The following is a 26348-nucleotide window of genomic DNA, read 5'->3' on the forward strand; positions in this document are numbered from 1 at the left end:
GGGCTCACTCTTCCGGCGGCTCTTCCGGCGGTCTCTCGAAGATCCGGAGCATCTCCTCCGCGATATGGCGGAACTTCTCCGCTTTGACCAGGGCGAGCCCGTGGTTTTCGTCGCCGAGGACCATCAGCGTCTCGCCGGGCTTGATATCGAAGATCTCGCGGGCCTCCTTCGGGATGACGATCTGGCCGCGTTCGCCGACCTTGACCGTCCCGAAGATGTGTTTTCTGCCGTCATGATCGTGGTGGCAGCGGTGGTTGTGGAACATGATTCTGATCCTCTATTGACTTCAGCCTGCGGTCCGCAAGGGCCGGCACCGCAGGTATTCGACAGTCTCCTCTTCAATCGTCCAGAGCCCGGACTCCCGGACTGCCCGACGCGTCTTCGCACGCGGCTGGTGCCCGTCGCCGAGGGCCAGGATCCCCTCTGGTTTCACGATCCGCCGGAGCTCGGCGAGGAACGCGCCCGGATCGTCGACCATGTGGAACATGTCGAGAGCGTAGACGAGATCTGCCGCAGCGTCGGGAAGGCCCGAGGCGTATCCCGTTGCGAGGACGGGGATGACGTTCGCAAGCCCTTCCTCCCGGACCCGCCGTGAGACGGCTTTTACGGCAAGCTCGTGGACATCCACCGCGTAAACGGTGCCGTTTGCGCCGGCGAGCCCGGACGCATCCCTGACGTAACTTCCCGGACCGCAGCCGTAGTCCACGACGGTCATCCCCGTCCCGATCCCGACCCCGGTAAGCAGTCCTCCCGGGGGCCTGATCCAGTCCCGTATGCGGATCGAGAACGACATCAACCGAAAGCTGATATTCGGGATCCGGTCCTGCCCTGCGGCGTTATGCCCGGGTGCGACCATCTCCTGTCCCCTTCCCCGGTGCGCCCCGGTGAGATGCCTGATACAACTCCCCCTCACTTATCATGTAAATCATACTTTTCACACTAATGTGATGTATCATACTACATGAACCTCTCCCTTGAGGCACCCCCCTATTCTCCCTGAGCCGTAGAACCGGGGGTGGGAAAAGCGTCTGCTCCGCGGTGTTTTGGCGGGCAGCTGCCTGCGTCTCTCCGATCATCTCCCGGTGGCTACCGGTGCATCGGGATTCTAAGAAAAAGAGATCGATAAAAGAGTGGGAGTTATTCCTGCCGGCGCTCTGCCTTCTTTGCCGCCAGGCGCTCGATCGCGGCGAGGTCGACGTTGCCGTCGGTCGCGAGTTTTCCCTGCCGGACCGCCCGGTCGACGAACCCCTTCCCGACCTCGTTCCTGACGAAGAGCGTCGTGTAACCGTCCGGCGACCCGACGGCCCCGGCCGAGACGTCCGCGTCCACCGCCGTGAAGTCGGTGCAGACCCCGCAGCCGGGCCGGATAGCCTCCTCCAGCTCGGCGAGCGGGATCGCGATATGCCGCTCGTCCTGCAGGTAGACGTCCAGTTTTCCCTTGATGTCCAGGCGGCGGATCTCCCAGGGCTCGACGTTACGCTCGGACCGGAGTTTCCCCTCGACCAGCCTCTCGTAATCGAAGGTCTCCGTGCAGAAGAGCCCGATCACGAGCCGGATCGCCTTCGCGTAGGGCTGGAGGAGGTCGTGGTCGCTCGCCCGGATCGCCTGCGCCGCCCGTGCCGCGCAGGGCACCCCCACGACGGCGATACGCCGGTACTTCCGGGTGACCACGGCCTCCTTCAAGGAGGCAAGGAGCGGCACCCACCAGGCGTAACGGCTCCCGGCATGCTGGACGAGCACGTCCGCGGAGGTGATCACCGCCGCCGACGGCTTCATCGTCCAGGGGTCCGCCGTCACCGTGACGACCGCGTCGATCAGCCCCTCTTCAAGAGCGCTCGCGAGGATCGCCGTCACAGCCCCGCCGCTCTGCTTCCGCTCGACCGGGAGGACCGACCGGGCAGCCACGGCCTCCAGGTACGGGCCGAGCATCCTCCCCTGCGCCGCGAGGTCGACCCGCGGGCAGGCCGCGTAGCAGGCCCCGCAGGGCACGCTGTCGTTCTCGGCCTTGCAGTAGCCGATGTTCACCGGCGCTTCGGTCTTCCCCGGCGCGAACCGGAGGGCGTCCGCCGGACAGACCGCCACGCATGCCCCGCACCCCGAGCAGAGGGCCGTAGCCCAGACCCCGGACTCGAGATCCCTGAATGTCTTCGTCTCCATGCCAATCACTCCCACGTATACTTCCCGGCGAAGGGCCTTGCGCTCGCGGGCACGATCCGGGTATACTCCGCGTCGACCAGCGGTTCCGGCTTCAGCCCGAACTCCTCCGCGAACTCCCGGATCACCGGGGCGATCCGTGAGCGGTCCTCCTCGGTGAGCGGCACCTTCTTTGCTCCGGGAGCGAGGCAGGCCTCGTCCACGTCCCCGTGGATGACGATCTCCCCGCCGTGGATCCCGCTCCCGATCTCGCGGGCCTTCATGGCCCCGTCGAGATCGAGGACGATCAGGAGGCCGCCCGCCATATACTCGCCGAGGAACGTCTGTGCCGTTCCCCCCACGACCAGTATGGGGCGCTGATCCTCGTACTGCTTCATGTGGATCCCGCCCCGGTATCCGATATTCCCGCGGACGAAGATCTTCCCGCCCCGCATGCTGTGAGCCACCGCGTCGCCGGCGCTCCCGTGAATCACCACTTTCCCGGTATCCATCGTGTTGCCGGGCGCATGCTCCGCGTTGCCGTGGACGACGACGGTCGGCCCGCTCATGAACATGGCGAGATCGCCGCCGGGAACGCCGTTGATATGAATGGTAACGTTCCCCCGGAGACCGTCGCCGATGAACCGCTGTCCGAGGACGTTGTTGACGACGATCTCATCGGCACCTTCCTCCACGGCCTTCCGGATCTGCTGGTTTAGGGGAGTGTAGTGTACTCCTTTCGCATCGATCGTGACCTGTTTTGTCATTGTTTGCTCACGCTCCCACCGTTCTGGCGTCGGGAAGATCGGGGAGACATTCGTCCGGCATAGGGCACCGGTGGTCCGTTCTGCTGCCGTTCTTTATGGCTCTGCCCGGTATAGTTGTGTCAGCAGGTATTTATCTCGTCGGGTAGAAGTAGATTTCCACATGTCCCGTGATCCCACTTCTGCGATGCTTGAGCGTATCGAACAGGACAACGTCCGATTCCTCCGGTTGCAGTTCACCGACCTTCTCGGCATGCCCAAGAACGTCGCCATCCCGGCCAAGCAGGCCGAGAAAGCCCTGACCGGCGGTATCGGGTTTGACGGGTCGTCGATCGAAGGGTTCGTCCGGATCGAGGAGTCCGATATGATCCTCAAGCCCGACCCCGCCACCTACACCCTCCTCCCCTGGCAGCCCCGGGAGTGTGCGGAAGCACGCTTCGTCTGCGACGTCTACAAGGCCAACGGCAGCCCGTTCGAGGGCGACCCGCGCTACGTCCTCCGGAAAGCGCTGGAGGACGCGGCAAAAGACGGCTACGTCTTCAACACCGGGCCCGAACTGGAGTTCTTCCTCTTCAAGATGGTCGACGGCCGGCCGAGCACCCAGTTCCAGGACGTCGGCGGCTACTTCGACCTCGCCCCGACCGACCTTGCCGAGGACGTCCGGCGCGAGATCATCCTCGGTCTCACCGAGATGGGGTTCGAGATCGAGGCGTCCCACCACGAGGTCGCCGAGAGCCAGCACGAGATCGACTTCAAGTACAGCGACGCCCTCCATACCGCCGACAGCGTCATCACCTTCAAATTCGCCACCAAGACGATGGCGCTGATGCGCGGCCTGCACGCGTGCTTCATGGCCAAGCCCATCTACGGTATCTGCGGGAGCGGGATGCACGTGAACTGCTCGCTCGCGAAGGATGGGAAGAATGCCTTCTATGACGCGGATGCCCCCCTCCAGCTCTCCGAGACCTGCATGCACTTCATCGGCGGGCTGCTCAAGCATGCGCCGGCGATCACCCGGAGCGCGAACCCGACGATCAACTCCTACAAACGGCTCGTCCCCGGCTACGAGGCGCCCTGCTACATCTGCTGGAGTGCGAGCAACCGGTCGACCCTGGTCCGGGTCCCGGCGCCCCGCGGCAACAGCACCCGCGTCGAATTCCGCAGCCCCGACCCGACCTGCAACCCCTACCTCGCCTTCGCCGCGATGCTCACCGCCGGCATGGACGGGGTCCGGAACGGGATCGAGCCCCCGGCCGGCGTCAGTCAGAACATCTATCACATGACGGCCGCCGAACGGGGCCGTGACGGGATCGCGACCCTGCCCGGGGACCTCAACGAGGCTCACCACGCCCTCCTCGCCGACGACCTCATCTGCAAGGCCCTCGGCCCCCACGTCGTTGAGGCGCTCACGAACGTCGCGAACGCCGAGTGGGATGCCTACCGGACGGCGGTCCACCCCTGGGAACTCGACCGCTACCTGGCAACATACTAACCTTTTTTTGTTGCCGGCTGCTCTCCGGGCATCGGGCCCCGGCCGAGCCCTGCACCGACTCCGGCAGACGCAGTTGCCTCGCGCGAGAGGTCCGTGCACCGTCGGGGTGCCCTGCGCGGCTTGAGCATAATCCTTGAGATCCTGTGCGTCGAACCGGGCCCCGGCGTCGCTATCGCGGAGAGCAGCCGGGAAAAATAAGGGTATTCGGTAGTCCTGCCGCCGGGGCTAGCAGCACTGCTTGCCGCCGACGGCCTCTTCTCCCTCGAGGAGAAGCCTGCCGAAGAGCACGCGCTCGAGTGTCGAGGCGACGTACTTCATCCGCTGCGCCGCCTCCATATCCTCGTAGCGGTGAATGTCGGCGTAGACCTGCAGGCGGACGAGGCCGAACCGGAGACGGTCGAGGTCGTCGTCCTCGAGTTCCGAGGCATCGCGGTAGACGGGCTCGAGCAGGAACGGGAACTCCTCGAAGTTCTCGAGCGCCTGCACGATCCGCGCAAAGACCGGGAGGCCCCCCTCCTGGCCGGCAAGAATCTGCGCGTAGTCCATGCTTTACTCCTCGATCTGCTCTACCAGGGCCTGCATAATGGCGTCGAAACTCTTCCAGGTCGGGCTCTCCTTGCTCTGGCGGATGATGAAGGGCCGGCCTTCGTCGGCCGCCTTCCGCATCTCGGGATCGAGCGGGATGGCCCCGAGGAACGGGACGCCGAGCTGTTTCGCCTCTCTCTCGCCGCCGCCCTTGCCGAAGATCTCGATCTCTTCATTGCAGTGGGGGCAGACGAACCCGCTCATGTTCTCCACGATACCGAGGACGCGGAGTTCGAGTTTCTTGATGAACTCGGCAGCCTTGCTCGAGTCGAGGACCGCAACGTCCTGCGGGGTCGTGACGATGACGGCTCCGGCGATGTTCGGGGCGAGCTGGGCGATGGTGAGCGCCTCGTCGCCGGTGCCGGGCGGAAGGTCGACGACCAGGTAGTCGAGGTCGCCCCAGTTGACGTCCTCAAGGAACTGCTTGATGACGGTCATCTTCATCGGGCCGCGCCAGATGACGGGGGTGTTGCGCTCGGGAAGGAGGAACGCCATGGAGACGATCGCGAGGCTGCCGGTGACCCTGACCGGCTCGATGATCTTCCCGTCGTAGGACTGGAGGCGGGCGTCCTCGACGCCGAGCATCTTCGGGATGTCCGGGCCGTGAATATCGAGGTCGACGAGGCCCGTGGCATAGCCGCGGTTCGCGAGGGCGTAGGCGAGGTTCGCCGCCACCGTGCTCTTTCCGACCCCGCCTTTTCCGGAGAGGACGAGAACGACATGTTTCACGCTGATCTTGGCCTTCGGGGGCAGGCCCTTCTCGCCTGCATTTCTCGAGTCGTCGCACTTGGTCGCTGACGGGCAGCCGGCGCAGTTCCCGGCGCAGGTTTCCTTATCGGGTTCGTTTGTTTGAGCCATCAGAACTATCCTCCGCGGAATGGGATCCTTCGAGAGAAGGATCTGGAGCTACTATACATTAACGGTAAATGTCACAAAAAGGTATAGGTATTGGCACATAATCCCGTTCCGCCGCCGGGACGCCTTTTCGGGCACGGGGTCATCCTCCGGCGGCGGGGGGAAAGAGGGCGACGGTGTCGCCGTCATCAAGGGGTGTTGCGAGGCCTCCGCTGAAGTGGATGTTCCTGCCGTTCTTCAGGATGTTGACGTAGTCACGGACCACGCCTTCGGGGGTGAAGAGGGCCTCGCCGAGTCCGGGGTACCGGGCGGAGAGGTGGTCGAGCAGGCCGCCGACGGTCGATCCTCCCGGGACCTCCGCATCATGCTCCGCCGGAAGGATGTCCCGGAGCATGGCAAACGCCCTGACCTTTACCTGTATGCGATTCTCCCGGTCCACAGAACTCATCTCGTATGTCAGGCTGATGGCGGCGGCCGGTCTTATTGGTATCGCTCCGGGGGGTGCCTCAATTAAATGTGGTTTCTTTTTGCAGAAAGTTGAATGTTTTAATTTCGCCGTCCGGCAGCCTTATTAGCCCCGAGCGGAGCCTGTAGGCATGGTGATAACCTATGAACGGCTACGCAGAGAAGATCCTCTACGTCGATCTCGCGAGGGAGCGGACGATGGAGGAACCGTTTCCCGAAGAGTGGAGACGGGCGTACATCGGGGGCAGGGGGCTCGGGGTCCGTATCCTCCAGGACCTGGTGGATCCGCGGATCGACCCCCTCGGCCCGGAGAACGTGCTCGTCTTCGCCACCGGGCCGGCCGCAGGAAGCGGCCTCCCGCTCGGGTCGCGGTATGACGTCGTCACGAAATCGCCGCTGACCGGGACGTCGACCAGCGCGAACTCCGGCGGGAAGTTCGGCACCAGCATGAAACGAGCGGGCTACGATGCGGTCGTCTTCCGGGGCCGGGCGGAGCGGCCGGTCTACCTCTTCCTCGATGACGGGCGTGCGGAGCTCCGGGACGCATCGGGGCTCTGGGGGATGACGACGAGCGAGACCTCCGCGGCCCTGCAGGAGGATCTCGGCGACCCCGGCACGAGCGTCGCCTGCATCGGCCCCGCCGGCGAGCGCCTCTCCCGGATCGCCGCCATAATCAACGAGAACTCCCGGGCCGCCGGCCGCGGGGGCGTCGGCGCCGTGATGGGGTCAAAGAACGTAAAGGCGGTCGCGGCCCGGGGGAGCGGCCGGATCACCGTCGCCGACCGCGACCGGTTCCTCGCCCTCAAGAAGGAGGTCGCGGATAAGATCCGGGAGAACGCCATCTCGGGCGGAGGGCTTCCGCGGTTCGGGACGGCCGTCCTCGTGAACATCGTCAACGAGAACTACATCCTCCCGGTCCGGAACTTCCAGAGCGCCCACTTCCCGAAAGCGGAGAAGATCTCGGGCGAGCAGATGGCCGACACCATCCTATCGGGGAAGATGGGGTGCCAGACCTGCGTCATCCAGTGCGGCCGCGACATCGAGATCGAGGGGAAGCGGACGGCGGGGCCGGAGTACGAGACGATCTGGGCGTTCGGCCCCGACTGCGGGATCGACGATCTTCGCGCCGTCTCGGAGGCGAACAACCTCTCTAACGATCTCGGCCTAGACACGATCTCTGCCGGGTCGACGATCGCCTGCGCGATGGAACTCTCGGAGAAGGGCTACATCGACGAAGACGTCCGGTTCGGCGACGCGGAGCAGATGGTCGATCTCGTCCGGCGGATCGCCTACCGCGACGGCATCGGCGACGAGCTTGCCGAAGGCTCTTTCCGCTTCGCGAGGAAGCACGGGCACTCCGAACTCTCCATGAGCGTCAAGCGGCAGGAGCTCCCCGCATACGACCCCAGGGGGCTGCAGGGGCACGGGCTTGCCTACGCGACCTCGGTCAGGGGCGGCGACCACGTTTACGCCTACCTGATCGCCCCCGAGGTGCTTGGATCGCCGGAGAAACTCGACCCTTACTCGAACGAGGGAAAAGCGGTCTGGACGAAGACGTTCCAGGACCTCACGGCATTCATCGACTCGGCGGGAGCCTGCCTCTTCACCTCGTTCCCGCTCGGCGCGGCGGACTATGGGGCCATGGTCTCGGCGGTCACCGGCTACGAGATCGACGCCGCTGGGGTGCTCCGGATCGGCGAGCGGATCTGGAACATGCAGAAACTCTTCAACCTGAGAGCCGGGTGCAGCCGGGAAGACGACACCCTGCCGCCGCGCCTCCTCAACGAACCGCTCACCGAGGGCGCCCCGAAAGGCCGGGTCTGGGAGCGCGAGCCCCTCCTCGACGACTACTACCGGGCCCGGGGGTGGGACCGGGAAGGGCGGCCCACGCCGGAGAAACTCCGCGAACTCGGCATCGGGGAGGAGGCGGTGCCTGCTCCCTGATACGATCTACTTTTTTGTATGCCACCCGCCCGTCGCTTCGGGGATGCAGTCGATCTCGGGGGAGTAGGGCTTGATGTCGAGCACCGGGGTCCCGTCCAGGGCATCGAGCCCCCGGACGATCAGGACGCCGCCTTCCCGCCTGACGAAGTCGACGATCCCGAGGCCGATCGGGTTCGGCCGGGCGGGCGAGCGGGTGGAAAAGACCCCCTTCTCCCGTGTCTCTCCCGGCGGCGTCGCGTGGAGCAGCCCGCGCTCCGCCCTGTCAAGCCAGTAGAGAACGATGAGGTGGCTGCTCCGCTCCACGTCCAGAAGCCCCGGCATGTAGGCGTCGTGGATGTGGATCTCGGCGATGGTATCCGCGAGCCGCCCCTGGCGCGGGGCGTCGCCCCTGACCCGGTAGGGTGACCGGACGACGCCGATGGGGATGCACTCGATCCCGGTCATGCAGCTCCCCTCTCCGCATCGAGCGTCTCGTTGCAGAGGCGGTCCGCGACACAGATGCAGGGATGCTCCCGCGGGACGTTCTCGAACCTGACCTCTGCGAAGTCGCGCATCCGCTGCCGCACCTCGTCGGCGAGGGCCGCCAGGTGGTCTTTCGTGATGCGATACCGGCCGGTGAGCTGGCGGACGACCAGCTCGGAGTCCGACCGGACCGTAAGCCTATCCCGGGTGAACGCCCGGGCGGCCTTCAGGCCGTTGATGATCGCGTGGTACTCGGCCACGTTGTTGGTCGTCTTCCCGATGAACCCGGAAGATCCGGCCACGACCGAGCCGCCCCGCACGATCACGTACGCCCAGGCGGCGTCGCCGGGATTTCCCCTCGATGCGCCGTCGGTATACAGCGTCACCGGATCGGCCGTCGCCATCGCGGGAGCCTCCTGCTCTCTTTGCACCATCTGCCGTGATCATCGATCTCTGGAGGGTTATTGGTATCGCTCCCGGTAGGCGGGGGCCGGCCACCGGAAGATGTTAATATCCCCGTGCAGTAAGGGCAGGCCTATGCTGGATTCGGGGCGTATCATTGAGGATAGAGCATTGCGGGACCGCCTGAGCGTCTTCGAGGACCGGACCGATGCGGGGCGGCATCTTGCGGCGACCCTCTCGTCGATGGAGACGCTCGCTGAACCCGTGGTCTGTGCCATCCCTGCCGGGGGCGTGCCTCTCGGGCTTGAGGTGGCGCGGGCGCTCAAGGCCCCGCTCCGGATGGCTGTGGTGCGGAAGGTGCAGGTTCCCTGGAACCCCGAGGCCGGGTTCGGTGCCGTGACCTGGGACGGTCGGGTCTTCCTGAACCGCCCCCTCCTCGCGGGGCTCAATCTCCGGGACGCCGAGGTGAGTGCCGCAGTCGCGAAGGCCAGAAAGAACGTCGAAGAACGGCTGGAGAAGTTCTCCGGCGGCCGGCAGGAGCCGGACCTCGAAGGTCGGGTCGCGATCCTGATCGACGACGGCCTCGCGACCGGGTATACGATGCTCGCCGCGGTCGAGGCGGCCCGGGCCGAGTCGCCCCGCCGGGTCGTCGTGGCGGTTCCCACCGGCTCCCTCCATGCCGTCAACTTCATCGCCCGGAAGGCGGACCTCGTCGTCTGTCTGAACATCCGGACCAGCCCCGCCTTCGCGGTGGCCCAGGCGTACGAGCGCTGGCACGACCTCACCGACCAGGAGGTGGAGGAACTGCTGATCCAGGGGCGGGATATGGGGCTCCTCTGACGCATACGGAGAACGGCCGGCGGAGGATCGCCCCGGTGCCGGAGGCCGGTTGTCGTCCCGCTCGCCGTAACAGGTATATACGGCCTCTCCCCACGGGGTGCCGGAGGCGCACTGCGTATGCAGAGACTGACCATAGAGGTTGATTTCGACCGGTTTCCCCTGGAGCACACCTGCGACGGGGAGGATCTCTCCCCGCGGATCACCGTCCGGGGGTCGGATGCCCCCTATCTTGCCGTCATCGTGGACGACCCGGACGCGCCGAGGGGCACGTTCACCCACTGGCTCGCCTGGAACATCCCGTCGGCCGGCGAGATCCCGGCGGGCGTCCCCCCCGAGCCCCGGGTCTCCCATCCGATCCGGGCCGTCCAGGGAACGAACGACTTCCGGAGGACCGGCTATGCAGGTCCCTGTCCCCCGAAGGGGGCGTCGCACCGCTTCTTCGTCAGGGTCTGGGGGGTGGAGAAGGAACTCGACCTCCCGCCGGGGGGCGGGCGGGCGCGGCTCGAGAACGCGCTCGCAGCCGCGGCCACCGGTTACGGCGAGACGATGGCGGTCTACAGCCGGAGAACGGCGATCGAGACGCCTCCGGGGAGAGGGACCCGGACCTGAGCGTCCTCCTCTCCACCATCTTTTTATCTCCCGGTGCCGAGAACCGCACCATGAGCACAAACGTCACCAAACTGATCGTCTCACTCCGTTCAGCGGAGTTTCCCATCTGGAACACCTGCGACGGCCCCGATCACTCTCCCGAACTGAGGATACGGGGGTTCACCCCGGAGACGCAGTCGATGGCAGTCTTTGCGCTGAACCCCTTCGAATCCGGGTGCTCCTTCACGACCTGGATCATCTGGAACCTCCTGCCGACAGCCCTGCTCCCGGAGGGCATTCCGGTGCAGGGCGTCGTGGCCGCTCCCATCAGTGCCGTCCAGGGGACGAACGATTACGGGACCATCGGCTGGCGCGGCCCCTGTCCTCCCCGGGGAGAGACGCACCGCTATATCTTCAAGGTCTACGGGCTCGACGCCATGCTCGACCTCGCGGCCGGCGCGGACAAGCACGACCTCATCGCTGCGATGCAGGGACATGTCCTCCAGTTCGGCGAGACCGCTGCCACGTACTCCCGGTGACGACACGCACCCTTTATATATCTGGCTCCGGAAGGAGAGTACCGACGGAGCCTGATATGAAGCCGAAACTGGTAGTGAAACTGGATTTTGAAGAGTTCCCGGCCGAATACACCTGCGGGGGGACGAATCGCTCGCCCCCGATCCGGATCGAAGGGATCCTCCCGAACATCAAGTCGCTCGCGGTCCTCGCGACGGCGAGCCCCGAGGACGGGCCGTCGCGGGTGGCATGGGTGATCTGGAACCTCCCCGCCGTCGAAGAGATCCCGGCGGGGATCCCTGCGGAAGAGACGATAGAATCGCCTCTCCATGCCATACAGGGCAGGAACGACTTCGGTGCCCTCGGCTACCGGGCTCCCTGCCCGGAGGCCGGGACGGGCGAGGCGTACCTCTTCCGGGTCTACGCGCTCGATCTCGATCTCTCCCTCGAGCCCGGCGCCACCTGGGAGGAGATGGTCCGGGCGATGGAAGGGTCGATAAACCAGACCGGGGAGGTCATAGCCTTCGCCACCGGGTAGCGGCGGGGGCCTGCGACCATCACCCAAAAAATTGGTGCTGCCCCCCTTATGTGGGCATGGGGGGGCTCTCTTTCTTCATGGGCGGGCTTTGTTTCTCGATATTCTTTGCGATAGCAGACATCTCCTCTCCCAGCATGCGGATGATGTCGTCCATCGTGACAATCCCAATCAGTCTCCCGTTGTCGTCGACGACCGGCATCCGCCTGATGCCTTCTGAGGTCATCTTCTGGATGGCCTCGTAGATCCCCATGCTGTCCTGGAAAGTGATCACGTCCCGGCTCAGGATATCGCTCGCCCGGACCTCGCCCGGATCCTTCTCCCGGGCCATGACCCTGACCGCGAGATCGCGGTCGGTAAGTATGCCGGTAGGCCGGTTGTCTCCGGTGACGACGACGACGCTTCCGACGTTCTTCTCCCCCATGATCTTTGCCACCTCCACCGCCGGCGTGTCCGGCGAGACGGCGACGACCTGCTCACGGCAGCATTGCACAATTCCCATATCCGTTACCTCCGTTGACGACGTCGATTCATGCCGGTATGGTATATGAACGTAACCCGTACCACCCGGCCCCCGCTTGATCTTCACCGCTGCGACGTTTCGTTCGGGTGCTCGAAAAAGTTTATCCGGGTCCGGGAACGAACCGTATTCCCATGACGAAGCGATCGATCGGTCCACGGACCCTCCTCTATCCTCACCCCGACCTGATCATCGGGACCTACGGCCCGGACGGGCGTCCGGACGCCATGGCCGCAGCGTGGGGCGGAATCTGCTCTTCCCGCCCCCCGGCGGTCGCGGTCTCGGTCCAGAAAGTCCGGCAGACCTACGAGAACCTGATGCGTGAGCGCGAGTTCACGATCAGCATACCCTCGGCGGATTACGTCAGGGAGGCGGACTACTTCGGGATCGTCTCCGGCCGGGATACGGACAAGTTTGCGGCGACCGGCCTGACGCCGGTGAAGGGCGACCTCGTGAACGCCCCGTACGTCGGGGAGCTCCCGGTCGTTCTCGAGTGCCGGCTCCTCCAGACGGTCGAGATCGGCATGCACACCCAGTTCATCGGGGAGATCCTGGACGTGAAGGTGGACGAGAGCGTCCTCGGCGAAGACGGCAAACCCGATATTGAGAAGATCCGGCCGTTCGCCTACGACTCGATGCGGCAGGAATATTACGGGTTCTCCGGCGTGCTCGCGAAGGCCTTCTCGGTAGGGAAGGAGGTGAATCGATAGGTTCCGGAACCGGAAAAATCCCTGCTATATCTTATTTAAATCGTGGTATCGCGCTTTTTGTTCGGCAACATTGTATCAGCATGTTTTTATGGGGTCATGCCCGTATAGATCGATCCGGAGATGTTGCCGACAGCCAGGTATTCCGTACTCTACGTCGATGACGAGTTGACCCTTCTCGACGTCGGCAAGGCATTCCTCGAAGCATCGGGTGCGCTCAGCATCGAGACGGCGCCTTCCGGAAGAGATGCCCTTGCCCGGCTGGACGAGCTGGCGCCAGACGCCGTCATCGCCGATTACCGGATGCACGACATGGACGGGATCGAGCTGCTCAAAGAGATCCGCCAGCGCTTCGGGGATCTCCCGTTCATCCTCTTCACCGGTCGCGGCCGCGAGGAGGTCGTCGTGGAGGCGCTCAACCACGGCGCGGACGGCTACGTCCAGAAAGGGGGCGACCCGCGATCGCAGTTCGCCGAGCTCGAACACCTGATCGTGCAGGCGGTAGAGCGCCGGCGGGCCGTCCTGGCGCTGCGGGACTCGGAGGAGCGCTACCGGGCGCTCTTTGAGGGGGCGAACGACCCGATCTTCATCTTCGAGGGCGACCGGTTCGTCGACTGCAACTCAAAGGCCCTTGAGACCTTTCGCTGCACCAGAGAAGTCCTGATCGGGAGGAGACCCTGGGAGCTCTCGGCCCCCATCCAGCCCGACGGCGTCCCGGCGCGGGAAAGCGCCGTCGAGAAGATGAAGGCGGCGTATGCCGGAGAGCCGCAGTTCTTCGAGTGGCGGATTCACGGGCCGAGCAGCAGGATTTATGATACGGAGATGAGCTTGAGCCGACTCGATGTGAAAGGCCCGCCCCGCCTCCAGGCCATCGTCCGGGACGTCACCGACCGGAGGCGGACGGAGAACGACCTGATCGCCGCGAACCGGAAGATGCACCTCCTCTCCAGTATCACCCGGCACGACATCCTCAACCAGCTGACCGTCCTCCAGGGATATCTGGGGCTGACACGGGACCAGACGGCGGATCCTGTTCTTCTCGGGTACCTGGACCGGCAGGAGACGGCTATCGAGTTCATCCGGCGCCAGATCGCGTTCACCCAGGACTACCAGGACCTGGGGGTCCGGGCCCCGGAGTACCAGGACCTCGGCGACTGCATCGCCCGTGCGGCAAAAGGCCTCGCCCTTGACCTCATCCTTCTTGCCGGGGTGGACGGGGTCGAGGTCTACGCCGATCCGATGCTCGAGAAGGTCTTCTACAACATCTTTGAGAATACGCTCAGGTACGCCGGACCGGCGCCGACGGTCCGGGTCGGCTGCTCTCGCCAGGACGGCGGTCAGGTCGTCGTCGTCGAGGATGACGGGCCGGGGATACCGGCGGGTGAGAAGGAGAAGATATTCGCACGTGGTTTCGGGAGAAACACCGGCCTCGGTCTCTTCCTCGTGCGGGAGATCCTCGCGACGACCGGGATCGTCATCCACGAGACCGGTGAGGCCGGGAGGGGCGCACGCTTCGAGCTGCTGGTCCCCGAGCGGAACTGGCAGGTCCGGGCCGGCGGGACGGCAGCAGGCCCCTGAACCGTCACCGCCGGCGGTCCCGTTTCGTCTCGACCCACCGCTTCCGTTTCCCGCACCGCTCGCACCGCTGCTCCCACTCGATGACGTTCGAGGAGTACTCGTCGTATCCGCGTTTTCTGCCCCAGCGATGGAGCCCGATCCTGCAGAGGATGAGGCCGATGGTCGTCATGGTCGCCGGGAGAGAGGTCTTCTTCAGGGAGGATGAATGTTCCCCATCGCGAGAGCCGGGATCTCCCGTCACGGTATGATCTCGCAGCTGTTGTACTTCCGGTGGTCGAAGTCCTCCATCCGGACCTTCCCCGCGTCGATGAGGCGGCGGATCTCCGGGAGCGCCGCCGAGAGGGCCTGGTAGAGGTTCTCCACCGTCCCGCAGACGATCTGCCGCCCCTCCTCGGGCCAGGGGCGGGTGATGTTTGAGTAGAGGCACCGGCCGCCGCAGAAGTCGCGAATCCCGCACGCCGTGCAGGGGCTCCCGACGGCCGTCACCGGGAGGCGGAGCGGGTCGGCGGTGGCGATGTGCCCGACGTAGTAGTCCTTCATCCCGACCATGATGGGGCAGGGGGCGATATGCCCGTCGGTCATGATGCTGTAGTTCGCGTGGCCGCACCCGCACCGGAGCATGCTCGGCCTTCCGAGCAGCATATCCTGCATCGGGTCCATGAAGGGGTACCACCGGAGCACCCGGCCCTCCCTGCGCATCGTCTCGACCCAGAACTCGACGAGCGTCCTGATGCCGGGGTTGTAACTCTTCTCGACCCAGGCGGCGTAGTCGCGCATCCGGTAGTCGTTCCAGAAGTTTGCGTCCATCTGCCAGTGGACGGCCGAAAAGGAGAACCGGTCGTTTGCCGTGAGGTAGCGGACCGCCTCCACGATATCGGTATCCTCGGTCACGGTCATCCGGGCGATCAACTCGCCGGCAAACCCGCCGGCCGCAAGGCCGCGGAGGTTTCTCGTGATCCTGCCAAACGTCCCCTCCCCGCGGTGAGCGTCGGTCAGCCCCTCGGGCCCGTCGATCGAGACCAGGATCGTATCGAACCTGTTCGCGGTATCGGGGTCGAGGCGGTCGAGGAGGGTGCCGTTCGTGTGGAGGATCAGCGCCGAGACCGGAGCGTCGCGGACGATCTCGCGGACGCGGTCGACGGCGAGGAGGGGTTCCCCGCCGTAAAAGGTCAGGACGGCTTCGGGGTCTTTTGCGAGGAACCGGTAGAGGTCGGCGAGATCGATATCGAGATCTACCGGTAGGTCCTCGTCGACGGCGATATCGGATGTCTCCGGGGGGTCGACGGTGAAGGCCTTCCCCCGGCAGTAGGTGCAGCAGAGGTTGCAGTCGTCGGTCAGAATGAGGTGATAATACACAGGTGGTCTCTCATTATTTGGCGGCAGGGCGGGAAAAAGGTGAGGATGCGGGCGTCCGTTCCATTGCTTCCCGGCTTATCATAGCGAGGCGTGTACATGTAGCCTCGCCGACGCCTGGGGGAGAATCCGGCGATAATAAAGTTCTTCACAGATCGAGAAACTCTTCCTTTGTAAGGCGGGCCTGCTTGAGGATCGAGAGCAGCGTTCCTTGAGGAATGGGGTCACGCCGGGGAACAATGACAAGCAGTTTACTTCCGTCATTCCCTATTTTATAGAGGGCCACATGGCTCCCCTTCCCACGATGGGGAGCATATTCGAACCCGATTGCCCTCAGTTTCTTATGATGTCGTCGGAAGAAACCAGAGGGAGTTTCGTCATGCCTCGACCTCGATAACCGAGGTGAACTTGTGCCGCGACTTCAGGATTGGTTCGATGTCCTGCAGTATCCCAAGTTCTCGTGCATTCTCAAGGTAGAGCTCGATCGCTTCGCGGATGTTGTCCAGCGCTTCCTCCGGGGTATCGCCGCAGCTGGCGACCTCGAGCTCCTGACATTTTGAGACGTACGCTCCTTCCTCTTTCCAGATCAGGATGGTCAGCCTTACCTTTGTCAATCACGTCACCTCCAATCATTAACAGTTCATGCACTCGTTATAATATTCTTTTCACGGGGGTCCGGTAAAGATCAGTCAGGCAGGTCCTGGCCTGGACTATCTTTGAGGATCGCGATGCCACGTGTCTGTTTGTCGCCACGAGGCGCAAAAGAGAAGACCCCATAAGAGCAACTGACCCCTATGCCTGAAGCAAAGAAAGAGAACCTCGCCGAACAGGTCATCGATCCCCGCGACCTCGTCGCCTACCAGTCCGGCTCGATCGTCAGCCGGATGCTCGCCTATACGAAGTCCGGCACCATCACGGTCTTCGCCTTCGACGAGGGCGAAGGCCTCTCGGAGCACACCGCACCCTACGACGCCATCCTCCAGGTCCTCGACGGGGAGGCCCTCGTCACCATCGCGGGCAAGGAGTACACCGTGAAGGCCGGCAACCTGATCATCATGCCGGCAACGATCCCGCACGCGGTCCACGCCGTCACGCGGTTCAAGATGATGCTGACGATGATCCACGCCTGATCCGCCGGCCGGAAGAGACCTCGCAGGCCAATGCCTGCAGGTTATTAGAGGTTGCCGACCGGTCTCCCCCCATGTGCACAGACACCCATCCGGGCGGTTAAGAAGGGCGGCGGGTCCCGGAGCATGTGCCTGCGGGCATGCGGAGAGGGGTGCGGTAACAGAGCGGGGTCTCACCCTGCCGGATGGATTGTTTTTATGACTCCGCGCGACAACACGGCAATGATGGCTCCCCCTATCTCCCCCGACGAGTCGCGGACGACAGCATGGCACGCCCTTCCGCCCGACGACGTGGCCGGGCAGCTCGCATCGCCGCCGGAAGGCCTCTCCGACGCCGAGGTTGCCCGGCGGAAGGAGATCTTCGGCGAGAACGCTCTCCCGCAGAAGCGGCCTCCAACGGTCTTTGAGGTCTTCCTCCGGCAGTTCATGAGCCCGCTCATCTACGTCCTCCTTGCAGCCGGGATCATCTCGCTACTCTTCGCCGACTTCACCGATGCCGCCTTCATCTTTGTCGTCATCCTGATCAACGCCGTCATCGGGACGTTCCAGGAGGTGAAGGCGGAGAGGAGCGCAACGGCCCTGCAGCAGATGCTCAAGATCCGCGCACGGGTGAGGCGGGGGGGCCGTGAGGCGGCCATCCCGGCGGAAGACCTGGTTCCCGGCGACCGCGTCGCCCTGGAGTCCGGCGATCGGGTCCCCGCCGACATCCGCCTCCTCACGGCGCGGTCGCTCGCCGTCGACGAGTCGCTCCTGACCGGCGAGTCCCACGCGGTCAGAAAGAACCCCGAGCCCGTGGACGCGAACCTCCCGCCCGGCGACCGCCTGGGGATGCTCTACGCCGGCAGCACCGTCATGACCGGCCGCGGCGTTGGTGTCGTGGTCGCGACGGGCCAGCACACCGAGATCGGGCAGATAGCCGAGACGGTCACGACTTCCGAGACGGGCAAACCCCCGCTCGTCCTCCGCATGGAAGACTTCTCGAGAAAGATCAGCATCGCCGTCCTTGCTGCCACCGGACTGCTTGCGATCATCGTCCTCGGCCAGGGGATGCCTCCCCTTGAGGTCTTCTTCCTCGCCGTCGCTCTCGCCGTCTCGGCGATCCCCGAGGGCCTGCCGGTCGCCCTGACCGTCGCGCTCTCGATCGCGACCTCGCGGATGGCCGGTCGGAACGTCATCGTCCGGTTCCTCGCCGCCGTGGAGAGTCTCGGGAGCTGCACGCTGATCGCGAGCGACAAGACCGGCACCCTCACCGTGAACCAGCAGACCGCCCGGGTGGTTCTTCTGCCCACGGGGGAGGAGATCTCCGTCACCGGTGCCGGGTACGCGGGCGAGGGGGAGGTCCTCGATGCGGGCGGAGCGCCGGTGGCCGGGTCCGTCCGTGACCGGGTGGAAAGCCTGGCCCGGGCTGCCACGATCAGCAACGAGGCCGGCCTGGAACGGACCGATGCAGGGGACTGGACGCACCGGGGCGACGCCATCGACGTGGCGTTCCTCGCGCTCACCTACAAGATGGGTCTTGACCCTGCCGGTATCCGCCAGAGCGCGCCTGCCGTCGCCGAGATCCCCTTCGAGTCCGAGCGGCGGTATGCCGCCGTCTGGTACCGGGACGGCGAGGAGATGCGGGTGGCGGTCAAAGGAGCCGTCGAGACGGTCCTTCCATTCTGCCGGACCATGATCGCGGAAGATGGGGGGGAGGAACCCCTCGACCCGGACCGCGTCCAGGAGGGGTTAGACGCCCTCACCTCCCGGGGCTATCGGGTGCTTGCCGTGGCCGGCGGTCGTGCGGAAGGGCCGGTCTCCGTCGAGAACCCACAGATGCCCCCCCTCGAACTCCTCGGTCTGGTCGGGTTCATAGACCCGATCCGGCCCGACGTGCCCGATGCCGTGCGGCGGTGCCGCCGTGCCGGGGTCGACGTGGTGATGGTGACGGGAGACCACCCCGCAACGGCCTTCGCCATCGCACGGGAGCTTGAGATCACGGACTCCCCCGACCGGGTCGTCACCGGCACGGAACTCGGGGACCCGGAGGTCTCGACCTACTCCAAATTCGTCAGCCGCGTGCAGGGCGCCCGGGTCTTCGCCCGGGTGACGCCGCTGCAGAAACTCCGGATCGTCGAGGCATACCGGGAGAGCGGGGCCTTCGTCGCGGTCACCGGGGACGGGGTCAACGACGCGCCGGCGCTCCGGAGCGCGAACATCGGGGTGGCGATGGGTTCCGGGACCGATGTCGCCAAGGATACGGCATCGCTGATCGTCACCGACGACGACTTCGCCTCGATCGTCGCCGGGATCGAGGAGGGGCGGTACGCCTACGACAACGTCCGCAAAGTCGTCTACCTCCTGATATCGACGGGATTCGCGGAGGTGCTCCTCTTCCTGGTCGCCCTCATCATCGGCCTGCCGCTGCCCCTCCTTGCGGTCCAGCTCCTCTGGCTGAACCTGGTGACGAACGGGATCCAGGGTGTGGCGCTCGCGTTCGAGGGAGGCGAGCCCGGGGTCATGGACCGGCCGCCGCGAAGGCCGGAGGAAGGGGTCTTCAACCGGCTGATGATAGAAGAGGTGCTCCTCTCCGGTACGGTGATCGCCCTGATCGCGCTCGGCGCCTGGTACTGGCTCCTCTCAAGCGGGTGGGACGAATTTTCGGCCCGGAACCTGGTCGTCCTGCTGATGGTGCTCCTCGAGAACTTCCATGTCTTCAACTGCCGGTCGGAGTACCACTCGGCCTTCCGCGTCCCGATAAGCCGCAACTACCTCCTGATAGCCGGGGTCGTCGCCGCGCAGGGCATCCATATCCTCGCGCTCTACGTGCCCTTCCTCCAGAACGTCCTTCAGTTGCAGCCCGTCTCCCTGGTCGAATGGTTCTCGCTGCTCGCCCTCGCCTCCCTGGTCGTCGTCGTGATGGAGATCTTCAAGGCGGTGAGGAAGCACCGGCCGCCGACTCACCAGACCGGGTACGGGGTCGGCGAGGCCTCCCCCCGATAGGGGAGGAGGACCTCGTTGATCCTGCTGCCGTCGTCAAGACCGGTCATGATGATGCTCCTTGCCGAGACGGTGTAGAGGGTGTCGTCCATGAAGAGCGACCGCTGCACCGCGTCGGGGGAGTTCCAGGCGTAGGACGTCTCCCTCTCCCTGTGGGTGACCGTGCCCGTGAGGTTGAGTCCCTCTTCCGGGCTCACCGAGTAGACGTAGGCCCCCTGCCAGGTCATGGTGCCGTAGGAGCCGGGGTACCTCGATCCGGGGTTCTCGACCCTTTTTATCTCGCTCACCGGGAGGACGAGGAGCCCTTTCTCCTCAATAAAGAGGAAGGCCTTGTGGTCGTAGAGCGCCGGAGAATCGGTCCCGGCCTCCCCGATCACGACGCTGTCGACCTGGATGGGGTTGTTCACGTCGGATACGTCGAAGAGGGCGACCTTGAGGCCCGCCACCGAGACCCCGCCCCAGGTGTTCTCGCTCGTCTCCTTCCCGACACCGATGATATGGTCGGCGCCGAAGGGGTGGAGGTAGTCGGAGTAACCCGGGATCTTGAGCTCGCCGAGGATGCCCGGGCGCCTGGGGTCGGAGAGGTCGATGACGAAGAGGGGGTCGACCTGCTTGAACGTCACCAGGTACAGCCGGTCGCCGGCGAACCGGGCGGCGTAGATCCGCTCGTCCGGCGCCAGGTGTTCGAGCGTCCCGATGACCGTCATCGCTGAGTTGAGGACGTAGACGTTGTTGTACCGGACCGACCTCTCCCATCCCCAGTCCTCGACGGTCGTCGCCACCCGGAGGTTCCCCCCGTACTCGTCGAGGGAGAACTGATTCAGGAGGTGCCCGGGCACCTGCCCCATCGTGCGGTAGTCGATCTTCCCCCGTTCGATCGCGAACCGGTGGATGATCGTCCGGTCGCGGGTGCCGGTCTCCTCCGACGGCGTCCCGGCGACCGGGCCGGTGTAGGCCGGGCCCATGTTCCGGTAGGCGAGATAGAGGTTCTCCCGCGACGCAAAGAGGGTGGTGTCGTAGCCGAGGAGGAAGGTCTCGGCGTCGGGAGCGGCCGTATTGTTCCTGATGGAGAAGCCGCCCGCGGTATAGAAGATGTAGTTCTGCAGGGGGGTCTCCGGGCGGTAGATGTCGGGCACGACCGGCTCGGCGCCGCCCGTCCTCACCTCGGGCAGGACGATCCCGTCATGCACCCAGAGGGGGGACTCCCGCGTGAGGGCGTAGACGTACTCCCCGATCATCCGGGCGTCGTAGTAGTCGCCGGTGAAGGTCACGTCCCCGACCCGCTTCGGGTCTCTGCGGTCGCCGATATCGTAGATGTAGGCGTGCGTCACCGTCCGCCAGATCGGGACCGGGGTAACGCTCCCTCTCACGGCGGTCATCTCCTCCTCCGTCTTCGTGGCAAAGACCACCAGGCGGTCGCCTTCGAGGAAGAGCGCCTTCGGGCTCCCGTCGATCCAGGTCTCGGAGACGATCCTGGCATCTTCCGGCGGGAACGCCTCGAGGATCGCGAGCGTCCTGCCCGATATGAGGTAGATGTATTTTCCGTCGTTCTTCAGGAAGTCGGCCTCGTCGACACCCTGCACCTGGACGTTCGTGGTCGAGTAGTCACCGGCCGCAGGCGCCGGGGCAGCTGTCGCTGCCGGTGCCGGGGCATAATCTACAGCTTCTTCGGGCATGACGCCCCCGTTTGTCCGGGGGTAGCCGCTACCGTTTCCCCCGCCCTGCGCGTGCTCCTTTAAGAACGCCTCGATCTCCTCTTTCGACCCGAACTTCCGCAGGTCGCCCCAGGCCTCCGCCCCGGCGTCCTCCGACGCGAGGGCGGTCCCGATGATCGCGACGACCACCAGGCAGCCGAGCGCGACCGCCGCCGCCGGTTTCCAGCTCTCCATCTCCGTTCACCTTCCGTTAGAGAGGAAGATACACGCCCCGGTGTATCAGGTTTGCGTAACCTGCGAAAATTTTCGAAGTCTTCCGTTCTCTCACACCGCCGGCGCCGCCAGGAAGGTCCAGGCGATGTAAGCGGCGTAGCCGACGAGCAGGAAGGCCGACCAGCCCCTGACGAAGGTTGGGCGGCCAAAGAGCAGGGGGAGGATCGCGGCCGAGAAGAAGACGACCGCGACGATGTCGAGGGGCGACCCGACGGTGGCCGGGGCGAGGAGGAGACTTATCCCGAGGACCAGGAGGAGGTTGAAGATGTTGCTGCCGAGGATGTTGCCGATGGAGATGGCGCCCTCGTTCTTCACGGCGGCAACGAGCGAGGTCGCGAGTTCGGGGAGCGATGTCCCGACGGCGACGACCGAGAGGCCGATGACGAAGGCCGGGATCCCGAAGGCCTCCGCGATCGTGACGGCGCCGTTGACGACCAGCCGTGCACCGATGACGACGGCGATGAGGCCGAGGGCGATGTAGAGGAGATCTCTCCATCCGTGAGACTTGAGCACGATATCCCCCTCTTCACGGCCTTCCCGCACGAGAAGAACGAGGATGACCGCGAAGAGGGTGAGGAGCACCCCGCCTGCCAGGGCATCGAGGGTGCCTCTCATGGCGAGGAGCGCGAACGCCGCCGTCGCCGCGAGCATCAGCGCGGTGTGCCTGACGAGGGCCGAGCGCGACGCTCCCGATGCGGCGATCATGGTGGGGCGGATGAAGGTGCAGAGGGCCAGGACCAGGGCGATGTTCGCGATGTTGCTCCCGATGACGTTCCCGAGCGCAATTCCGGTGCTGCCTGTGGCTGCGGCGTCGATGCTCACGACGAGTTCCGGAAGGGAGGTGCCGAACGCGATGATCGTCGACCCGATCAGGGCGGGGGAGATCCTGTGGCGGAGGGCGAGGCCGCTGCCTCCGCCCACGAAGAGGTCGGCCCCTTTGATGAGGAGGGCGATGCCGATGACGAGCATAACGGCGGTCAGTATCATGGGAATGTCTCGGATGTGGTGGTAGTAGTTGGACGGAGTTCTCCTAATACGTTTTCTGCTCCGGGTTCCGGACGGCTGCCTGCAGGGAGAGGTGCCGGGCGGGCAAAAGGCTATCTACCCCCGCATCTATCGGGCCGCCATGTCGAACCCTGTCACCCGGTCCCTGCGCGGGGCAGGAAGGGAGTTCATGCGGAGGACGGAGTACGGGAATCTGCCGCCGTCCGACCAGATGCTGGGCCGCCCCTCACCGCCCCTCGAGGTCCCGTACACGAAGGAGAAGGCGACCGTCGTCCTGCCTGCGCCCGGGAGTATCGCCCTTCCCGCTCTCGACCTCCACGACGCGATCGAGCGCAGGGTGAGCACGAGAGACTATGCCTCCGAACCGCTTGCGCTCTCCGAGCTCGCCTACCTCCTCTGGTCCACCCAGGGGGTGAAGCGGGCCGTCGGCGGGGTCTTCACCCTCCGCACGGTCCCGTCTGCGGGCGCACGGCACGCGTTCGAGACCTACCTCCTGGTCAACCGGGTCGAGGGCGTCACGCCCGGGCTCTACCGCTACCTGGCCCTCGAGCACCGCCTTGCCGAAGAGTCGCGCGACCCCGATCTCCCGCGGCAGATTGCGGCAGGATGCCTGAACCAGCCGCATATCATCAAGAGCGCCGTTACGTTCCTCTGGGCCGCCGTCCCGGCCCGGATGACCTGGCGCTACGGCGAGCGCGGCTACCGCTACCTGCATCTCGACGCCGGTCACGTCTGCCAGAACCTCTACCTCGCGGCCCTGGGCGTGGGGTGCGGGGTCTGCGCGATCGCCGCCTTCGACGATGCGGCGATGAACCGGCTCCTCGACATCGACGGCGACGAGCAGTTCCTGATCTACGTCGCGACGGTGGGGAAGATGCCGTGACCCTGGCGCGAGGCCGGAGGGCATATCCCCCTCCGCGTCAAAGATCTGAGAGTAACGGTCCCGGCACTCCTGCCGGGCACGGTTACGGAGATTACGCTTCATGCTCTCATTCGACGAAGAGATAGACGCACTCGAGCAGGAACGCGAACTGCTTCTCCAATACCCGGAAGAAGAGTTCATCGAGATCATCCGCGAGGTGGGGTTCTCCTGCGACTGCTGCGGCCAATGCTGCACCCGCGAGTTCAACGGCCACGTCTTCTTACTTGAGGAGGACACCGGGAGCGTCCGGTCGTTTGCGCCCGACGCCCTCATCCCGGCTCCGGGCTTCGACGCCTGCGACCAGCAGGGGCGGTTCTACGTATCGGGCTACGCCCTCCGGACCGGACCGGACGGCTCCTGCATCTTCCTCTCTGAGGGCAGGTGCACCGTCTACGACCGGCGGTTCTCCATCTGCCGCGTCTACCCCTACATGCTCCACCGGGAACCGGATGAAACGGGCCGCGTCGACTGGCGCCAGATCAGCGGCCTGGACGAGCACGGGTGCTACGGCACCCCGATCGACGATGCCGAATGCGCCCGGATAGCCCGCGAGACCCGTGCCTACGAGGCGGCGTTCCTCGACCAGGAGATCCGGTTCCGCCGCGCTCTCCGCGACCTCTTCGCCCGCGAGGGGTTGCGCTACGTCCGGCGGACTTACGACCTCCTGATGCGTGACTTCCGTAAAGGTGCGGAGGTCGAGGTCCGGGTCTTTCACCGCGGGGAGTTCGAGTCTCACCGGGTCACCCGCGCGACGTACGAGTAATACCCGGGTTCCGGCCCGCCCGCACCTTTTTCTGCTCCCCTTCCATAGGGTGCCCGATGGAGACCGAGGTCCTCCTCACCCTGCTGGTGCTGGCCGCCGCCGCGGTCCTCTTCATCACCGGCGTCGTCAGGGTCGACGTCGCTGCGGTGCTCGTGACCCTCGCGCTCGCGTGGCTCGGCCTCGTCACCCCGGTGCAGGCCCTCTCCGGCTTCTCGAGCAGCGCGGTCATCGCGATGCTCTCCGTGATGGCACTCGGCCGCGGGCTCGACCGCACCGGGGTGACCATCCGCATCGCCCGCGCCATCGTCGGGTTTGCCGGGACCGGCGAGCGGCGTCTGACCGCCGCCGTCTCGCTCGTCGCCGGGGGGCTCTCGGCGTTCATGCAGAGCGTCGGGGCCACCGCCGTCTTCCTCCCCTCGCTTCTGCGGGTCTCGTCGCTCACGGGGGTCCCGGCGTCGCGCCTCCTCCTGCCGGTCGGCTACGCCGCGACCCTCGGCGGCACCGTCAGCATGGTGGGGGCGGGCACCCTCATCATCTTAAACGACCTCCTCCGGCAGCGGGGGTACGCGCCGTTCGAGCTCTTTGCCGTCACCCCCGTCGGCCTGCCGCTCCTCCTCTCCGGGATAGCCTTCTTCTACTTCTTCGGGAACCGGGTCCTCCCCCGGCACCAGAAAGTCCGGCTGAGCCCCCAGGAGGAGCTGATCCGGACCTGGTGCCTGCCCTGCCGCATATCCTACCTGCGGATCCCTTCGCAAAGCCCCCTCGCGGGGAAGACGCGGGAGGGGGTGCATATGATCTCGCGCTACGGCCTCCATCTCATCTCTCTCGCCGAGAGGGGCGAGGTCGTCTACACGCCCTGGCGGTACACCCGGTTCGCCGTCGGGCAGGAGCTCGGCATCCTCGGCGAGGCGGAGAGTATCGCGCGGTTCATGGACGATTTCGGGCTCGAGTGGGTCCGGGCCGGGGAGAGCACCGCGGACGTCGCGGCCGACCCGAACGTGGGGTTTGCCGAGGTGATCGTCCGGCCGTATGCACCGATCGTCGGCAAGACGCTCCGTGACCTCGAGTTCCGGGTGACCTACGGCGCCGAGGTGCTGGTCATCCATACCGGAGCTGAAGAACGGCGGGAGGACCTGGCCGATATCCCCCTGCAGGCGGGGGACACGATGGTCGTGCTGGGCCGCTGGGAACGGCTCCGGGCCCTCGCCACGAGCCGGAACTTCGTCCTGGTGACCCCCGTCGAGGGGCAGGCGGGGATCCGCGAACGGAGTGCAACGGCCGCCATCCTCTGCTTTGTTGCCGCTGTCGGCCTCACCTACACCGGCCTTGCGATCCCGGTAAGCCTTCTCTCGGGGGTGGTCGCGATGATCCTCCTCCGGGTCATCCCGGTGGGGGAGGTCTACCGGGCCGTCGACTGGCGGACGCTCGTCCTGATCGCCGGCCTCCTTCCCCTCGGCATCGCGATGGAGACGACCGGGACGGCCCGGTTCGTCGCAGACCTGCTGGTGGGTCTGGTCGCCGGGTACCCGACGCTTCTCATACTCGTCGCGGTTGCGGTCCTCGCGACCGCCTTCTCGCTCGTGATCTCGAATATCGCCGCAACGGTCCTCCTGGTCCCGCTCGCGCTCACGATGGCGGGCCCTCTCGGGCTCGACCCTCGCGGGATGGCTCTCCTCGTCGGGATCTGCACCTCGAACTCCTTCCTCCTCCCCACGCACCCGGTGAACGCCCTCCTGATGGGGCCCGGGGGTTACCGGACCCGGGACTACTTCGCCGCGGGAAGTGTCATGACGGCCGCCTTCATCCTGATCGCCGTCGGCATCGTCTCTCTCCTCTACTTCTGACCGGCCCGGAGGTCGGGGTAAACCTTTATACCGCCCTATGG

General features: G+C 65.5%; 29 protein-coding genes. 13 read left to right on the forward strand and 16 right to left on the reverse strand.

The genetic code is table 11. From position 1 onward, the window contains the following. Nucleotides 1-4 precede the first annotated feature (4 nt). The 4 genes from F8E02_RS04660 to F8E02_RS04675 form a co-directional block, all read right to left on the reverse strand. Nucleotides 5-265 carry an AbrB/MazE/SpoVT family DNA-binding domain-containing protein gene (locus F8E02_RS04660; RefSeq protein WP_317064309.1) on the reverse strand — a complete coding sequence of 87 codons (261 nt, stop codon included), beginning with the start codon at nucleotides 263-265 and terminating at the stop codon, nucleotides 5-7. Nucleotides 266-286: 21 nt separating this feature from the next. Beyond that, nucleotides 287-856, reverse strand: coding sequence for a class I SAM-dependent methyltransferase (locus F8E02_RS04665; protein WP_317064311.1), 570 nt, complete (start codon nucleotides 854-856; stop codon nucleotides 287-289). A gap of 281 nt (nucleotides 857-1137) precedes the next feature. Further along, on the reverse strand, nucleotides 1138-2157 hold the full coding sequence (locus tag F8E02_RS04670) for a Coenzyme F420 hydrogenase/dehydrogenase, beta subunit C-terminal domain (protein WP_317064312.1): 1020 nt from the start codon (nucleotides 2155-2157) through the stop codon (nucleotides 1138-1140). A gap of 5 nt (nucleotides 2158-2162) precedes the next feature. Further along, a complete protein-coding gene (locus F8E02_RS04675) occupies nucleotides 2163-2900 on the reverse strand; it encodes a GltB/FmdC/FwdC-like GXGXG domain-containing protein (RefSeq protein WP_317064313.1) in 738 nt (245 codons plus the stop codon). A gap of 160 nt (nucleotides 2901-3060) precedes the next feature. On the opposite strand from F8E02_RS04675, the gene glnA reads away from it, so the two are divergent. Next, entirely contained in the window at nucleotides 3061-4389 is a 1329-nt protein-coding gene (glnA, locus tag F8E02_RS04680) for a type I glutamate--ammonia ligase (RefSeq protein ID WP_317064314.1), read from the forward strand. A gap of 225 nt (nucleotides 4390-4614) precedes the next feature. Here the strand turns inward: glnA and F8E02_RS04685 are convergent, their stop codons facing one another. From F8E02_RS04685 to F8E02_RS04695, 3 genes are all read right to left on the reverse strand, one after another. Beyond that, nucleotides 4615-4935, reverse strand: coding sequence for a hypothetical protein (locus F8E02_RS04685; RefSeq protein WP_317064315.1), 321 nt, complete (start codon nucleotides 4933-4935; stop codon nucleotides 4615-4617). Between the two features lie 3 nt (nucleotides 4936-4938). After that, nucleotides 4939-5832 (reverse strand): Mrp/NBP35 family ATP-binding protein, encoded by an 894-nt coding sequence (locus F8E02_RS04690; RefSeq protein ID WP_317064316.1) that lies wholly within the window; start codon nucleotides 5830-5832, stop codon nucleotides 4939-4941. 139 nt (nucleotides 5833-5971) lie between these two features. Next, entirely contained in the window at nucleotides 5972-6277 is a 306-nt protein-coding gene (locus F8E02_RS04695) for a ubiquitin-like small modifier protein 1 (RefSeq protein ID WP_317064317.1), read from the reverse strand. 161 nt (nucleotides 6278-6438) lie between these two features. Between F8E02_RS04695 and F8E02_RS04700 the strand changes: the two genes are divergently transcribed. Then, complete coding sequence (locus F8E02_RS04700) at nucleotides 6439-8238, forward strand: aldehyde ferredoxin oxidoreductase family protein (RefSeq protein ID WP_317064318.1); 1800 nt, start codon at nucleotides 6439-6441, stop codon at nucleotides 8236-8238. Nucleotides 8239-8244: 6 nt separating this feature from the next. Here F8E02_RS04700 and tsaA read toward each other — a convergent pair whose 3' ends face one another. Next, nucleotides 8245-8682, reverse strand: a complete 438-nt coding sequence (gene tsaA / locus F8E02_RS04705; protein ID WP_317064319.1) for a tRNA (N6-threonylcarbamoyladenosine(37)-N6)-methyltransferase TrmO — start codon at nucleotides 8680-8682, stop codon at nucleotides 8245-8247. Continuing rightward, nucleotides 8679-9134, reverse strand: a complete 456-nt coding sequence (locus tag F8E02_RS04710; protein ID WP_317064320.1) for a ribonuclease HI family protein — start codon at nucleotides 9132-9134, stop codon at nucleotides 8679-8681. The genes tsaA and F8E02_RS04710 overlap by 4 nt, the downstream gene beginning before the upstream one ends. Nucleotides 9135-9237: 103 nt before the next feature. Here F8E02_RS04710 and F8E02_RS04715 point away from each other — a divergent pair, with 103 nt between their 5' ends. The 4 genes from F8E02_RS04715 to F8E02_RS04730 all read left to right on the forward strand — a co-directional run bounded on the left by F8E02_RS04715 (nucleotide 9238) and on the right by F8E02_RS04730 (nucleotide 11584). Beyond that, nucleotides 9238-9942, forward strand: a complete 705-nt coding sequence (locus F8E02_RS04715) for a phosphoribosyltransferase (protein ID WP_317064322.1) — start codon at nucleotides 9238-9240, stop codon at nucleotides 9940-9942. A gap of 117 nt (nucleotides 9943-10059) precedes the next feature. Continuing rightward, complete coding sequence (locus tag F8E02_RS04720) at nucleotides 10060-10551, forward strand: YbhB/YbcL family Raf kinase inhibitor-like protein (protein ID WP_317064323.1); 492 nt, start codon at nucleotides 10060-10062, stop codon at nucleotides 10549-10551. Nucleotides 10552-10601: 50 nt separating this feature from the next. Then, complete coding sequence (locus tag F8E02_RS04725) at nucleotides 10602-11069, forward strand: YbhB/YbcL family Raf kinase inhibitor-like protein (protein WP_317064324.1); 468 nt, start codon at nucleotides 10602-10604, stop codon at nucleotides 11067-11069. Nucleotides 11070-11125: 56 nt separating this feature from the next. After that, nucleotides 11126-11584: a YbhB/YbcL family Raf kinase inhibitor-like protein gene (locus F8E02_RS04730; RefSeq protein ID WP_317064325.1), complete on the forward strand. Its 459-nt coding sequence runs from the start codon at nucleotides 11126-11128 to the stop codon at nucleotides 11582-11584. Between the two features lie 46 nt (nucleotides 11585-11630). Here F8E02_RS04730 and F8E02_RS04735 read toward each other — a convergent pair whose 3' ends face one another. Continuing rightward, the gene (locus tag F8E02_RS04735; RefSeq protein ID WP_317064326.1) at nucleotides 11631-12083 is read right to left on the reverse strand and encodes a CBS domain-containing protein; all 453 of its coding nucleotides are present in this window, start codon (nucleotides 12081-12083) and stop codon (nucleotides 11631-11633) included. 152 nt (nucleotides 12084-12235) lie between these two features. Between F8E02_RS04735 and F8E02_RS04740 the strand changes: the two genes are divergently transcribed. Both F8E02_RS04740 and F8E02_RS04745 read left to right on the forward strand, forming a co-directional pair. Next, nucleotides 12236-12811 (forward strand): flavin reductase family protein, encoded by a 576-nt coding sequence (locus tag F8E02_RS04740; protein WP_317064327.1) that lies wholly within the window; start codon nucleotides 12236-12238, stop codon nucleotides 12809-12811. 120 nt (nucleotides 12812-12931) lie between these two features. Beyond that, nucleotides 12932-14386 carry an ATP-binding response regulator gene (locus F8E02_RS04745; RefSeq protein WP_317064328.1) on the forward strand — a complete coding sequence of 485 codons (1455 nt, stop codon included), beginning with the start codon at nucleotides 12932-12934 and terminating at the stop codon, nucleotides 14384-14386. A gap of 4 nt (nucleotides 14387-14390) precedes the next feature. Here the strand turns inward: F8E02_RS04745 and F8E02_RS04750 are convergent, their stop codons facing one another. The 4 genes from F8E02_RS04750 to F8E02_RS04760 form a co-directional block, all read right to left on the reverse strand. Then, entirely contained in the window at nucleotides 14391-14555 is a 165-nt protein-coding gene (locus F8E02_RS04750) for a hypothetical protein (protein ID WP_317064329.1), read from the reverse strand. A 68-nt stretch (nucleotides 14556-14623) separates the two neighbouring features. After that, nucleotides 14624-15742 (reverse strand): TIGR04084 family radical SAM/SPASM domain-containing protein, encoded by a 1119-nt coding sequence (locus F8E02_RS04755; protein ID WP_317064330.1) that lies wholly within the window; start codon nucleotides 15740-15742, stop codon nucleotides 14624-14626. 145 nt (nucleotides 15743-15887) lie between these two features. Continuing rightward, nucleotides 15888-16076: a type II toxin-antitoxin system HicA family toxin gene (locus F8E02_RS13080; RefSeq protein ID WP_394357924.1), complete on the reverse strand. Its 189-nt coding sequence runs from the start codon at nucleotides 16074-16076 to the stop codon at nucleotides 15888-15890. Nucleotides 16077-16116: 40 nt separating this feature from the next. Then, nucleotides 16117-16353 carry a type II toxin-antitoxin system HicB family antitoxin gene (locus tag F8E02_RS04760; protein WP_317064331.1) on the reverse strand — a complete coding sequence of 79 codons (237 nt, stop codon included), beginning with the start codon at nucleotides 16351-16353 and terminating at the stop codon, nucleotides 16117-16119. Between the two features lie 180 nt (nucleotides 16354-16533). Here F8E02_RS04760 and F8E02_RS04765 point away from each other — a divergent pair, with 180 nt between their 5' ends. Together F8E02_RS04765 and F8E02_RS04770 are read left to right on the forward strand one after the other, a co-directional pair. Then, nucleotides 16534-16869, forward strand: coding sequence for a cupin domain-containing protein (locus tag F8E02_RS04765; RefSeq protein ID WP_317064332.1), 336 nt, complete (start codon nucleotides 16534-16536; stop codon nucleotides 16867-16869). Between the two features lie 219 nt (nucleotides 16870-17088). After that, nucleotides 17089-19848 carry a cation-translocating P-type ATPase gene (locus tag F8E02_RS04770; RefSeq protein ID WP_317064333.1) on the forward strand — a complete coding sequence of 920 codons (2760 nt, stop codon included), beginning with the start codon at nucleotides 17089-17091 and terminating at the stop codon, nucleotides 19846-19848. On the opposite strand, the gene F8E02_RS04775 is transcribed toward F8E02_RS04770, so the two are convergent. Continuing rightward, complete coding sequence (locus F8E02_RS04775) at nucleotides 19806-21734, reverse strand: beta-propeller domain-containing protein (protein WP_317064334.1); 1929 nt, start codon at nucleotides 21732-21734, stop codon at nucleotides 19806-19808. The two genes, F8E02_RS04770 and F8E02_RS04775, sit on opposite strands and share 43 nt — an antisense overlap. 90 nt (nucleotides 21735-21824) lie before the next feature. Next, nucleotides 21825-22760 (reverse strand): calcium/sodium antiporter, encoded by a 936-nt coding sequence (locus F8E02_RS04780; protein ID WP_317064335.1) that lies wholly within the window; start codon nucleotides 22758-22760, stop codon nucleotides 21825-21827. A 139-nt stretch (nucleotides 22761-22899) separates the two neighbouring features. On the opposite strand from F8E02_RS04780, the gene F8E02_RS04785 reads away from it, so the two are divergent. The 3 genes from F8E02_RS04785 to F8E02_RS04795 all read left to right on the forward strand — a co-directional run bounded on the left by F8E02_RS04785 (nucleotide 22900) and on the right by F8E02_RS04795 (nucleotide 26307). Continuing rightward, nucleotides 22900-23661 carry a SagB/ThcOx family dehydrogenase gene (locus F8E02_RS04785; RefSeq protein ID WP_317064337.1) on the forward strand — a complete coding sequence of 254 codons (762 nt, stop codon included), beginning with the start codon at nucleotides 22900-22902 and terminating at the stop codon, nucleotides 23659-23661. Nucleotides 23662-23761: 100 nt separating this feature from the next. After that, nucleotides 23762-24463, forward strand: a complete 702-nt coding sequence (locus tag F8E02_RS04790) for a YkgJ family cysteine cluster protein (RefSeq protein ID WP_317064338.1) — start codon at nucleotides 23762-23764, stop codon at nucleotides 24461-24463. A gap of 56 nt (nucleotides 24464-24519) precedes the next feature. Further along, nucleotides 24520-26307, forward strand: a complete 1788-nt coding sequence (locus tag F8E02_RS04795) for an SLC13 family permease (protein WP_317064339.1) — start codon at nucleotides 24520-24522, stop codon at nucleotides 26305-26307. The last annotated feature ends 41 nt before the right edge of the window (nucleotides 26308-26348 follow it).

The sequence above is a fragment of the Methanoculleus caldifontis genome (assembly GCF_032842345.1).
In the GTDB taxonomy this organism is placed as follows: domain Archaea; phylum Halobacteriota; class Methanomicrobia; order Methanomicrobiales; family Methanoculleaceae; genus Methanoculleus; species Methanoculleus caldifontis.

Bases quoted from the DNA above. Each gene is read 5' to 3' on its own strand.
- F8E02_RS04660 (WP_317064309.1), bottom strand. From the start codon at position 265: ATGTTCCACAACCACCGCTGCCACCACGATCATGACGGCAGAAAACAC.
- F8E02_RS04665 (WP_317064311.1), bottom strand. From the start codon at position 856: ATGGTCGCACCCGGGCATAACGCCGCAGGGCAGGACCGGATCCCGAAT.
- F8E02_RS04670 (WP_317064312.1), bottom strand. From the start codon at position 2,157: ATGGAGACGAAGACATTCAGGGATCTCGAGTCCGGGGTCTGGGCTACG.
- F8E02_RS04675 (WP_317064313.1), bottom strand. From the start codon at position 2,900: ATGACAAAACAGGTCACGATCGATGCGAAAGGAGTACACTACACTCCC.
- glnA (WP_317064314.1), top strand. From the start codon at position 3,061: ATGTCCCGTGATCCCACTTCTGCGATGCTTGAGCGTATCGAACAGGAC.
- F8E02_RS04685 (WP_317064315.1), bottom strand. From the start codon at position 4,935: ATGGACTACGCGCAGATTCTTGCCGGCCAGGAGGGGGGCCTCCCGGTC.
- F8E02_RS04690 (WP_317064316.1), bottom strand. From the start codon at position 5,832: ATGGCTCAAACAAACGAACCCGATAAGGAAACCTGCGCCGGGAACTGC.
- F8E02_RS04695 (WP_317064317.1), bottom strand. From the start codon at position 6,277: ATGAGTTCTGTGGACCGGGAGAATCGCATACAGGTAAAGGTCAGGGCG.
- F8E02_RS04700 (WP_317064318.1), top strand. From the start codon at position 6,439: ATGAACGGCTACGCAGAGAAGATCCTCTACGTCGATCTCGCGAGGGAG.
- tsaA (WP_317064319.1), bottom strand. From the start codon at position 8,682: ATGACCGGGATCGAGTGCATCCCCATCGGCGTCGTCCGGTCACCCTAC.
- F8E02_RS04710 (WP_317064320.1), bottom strand. From the start codon at position 9,134: ATGGTGCAAAGAGAGCAGGAGGCTCCCGCGATGGCGACGGCCGATCCG.
- F8E02_RS04715 (WP_317064322.1), top strand. From the start codon at position 9,238: ATGCTGGATTCGGGGCGTATCATTGAGGATAGAGCATTGCGGGACCGC.
- F8E02_RS04720 (WP_317064323.1), top strand. From the start codon at position 10,060: ATGCAGAGACTGACCATAGAGGTTGATTTCGACCGGTTTCCCCTGGAG.
- F8E02_RS04725 (WP_317064324.1), top strand. From the start codon at position 10,602: ATGAGCACAAACGTCACCAAACTGATCGTCTCACTCCGTTCAGCGGAG.
- F8E02_RS04730 (WP_317064325.1), top strand. From the start codon at position 11,126: ATGAAGCCGAAACTGGTAGTGAAACTGGATTTTGAAGAGTTCCCGGCC.
- F8E02_RS04735 (WP_317064326.1), bottom strand. From the start codon at position 12,083: ATGGGAATTGTGCAATGCTGCCGTGAGCAGGTCGTCGCCGTCTCGCCG.
- F8E02_RS04740 (WP_317064327.1), top strand. From the start codon at position 12,236: ATGACGAAGCGATCGATCGGTCCACGGACCCTCCTCTATCCTCACCCC.
- F8E02_RS04745 (WP_317064328.1), top strand. From the start codon at position 12,932: ATGTTGCCGACAGCCAGGTATTCCGTACTCTACGTCGATGACGAGTTG.
- F8E02_RS04750 (WP_317064329.1), bottom strand. From the start codon at position 14,555: ATGACGACCATCGGCCTCATCCTCTGCAGGATCGGGCTCCATCGCTGG.
- F8E02_RS04765 (WP_317064332.1), top strand. From the start codon at position 16,534: ATGCCTGAAGCAAAGAAAGAGAACCTCGCCGAACAGGTCATCGATCCC.
- F8E02_RS04770 (WP_317064333.1), top strand. From the start codon at position 17,089: ATGATGGCTCCCCCTATCTCCCCCGACGAGTCGCGGACGACAGCATGG.
- F8E02_RS04775 (WP_317064334.1), bottom strand. From the start codon at position 21,734: ATGGAGAGCTGGAAACCGGCGGCGGCGGTCGCGCTCGGCTGCCTGGTG.
- F8E02_RS04780 (WP_317064335.1), bottom strand. From the start codon at position 22,760: ATGATACTGACCGCCGTTATGCTCGTCATCGGCATCGCCCTCCTCATC.
- F8E02_RS04785 (WP_317064337.1), top strand. From the start codon at position 22,900: ATGTCGAACCCTGTCACCCGGTCCCTGCGCGGGGCAGGAAGGGAGTTC.
- F8E02_RS04790 (WP_317064338.1), top strand. From the start codon at position 23,762: ATGCTCTCATTCGACGAAGAGATAGACGCACTCGAGCAGGAACGCGAA.
- F8E02_RS04795 (WP_317064339.1), top strand. From the start codon at position 24,520: ATGGAGACCGAGGTCCTCCTCACCCTGCTGGTGCTGGCCGCCGCCGCG.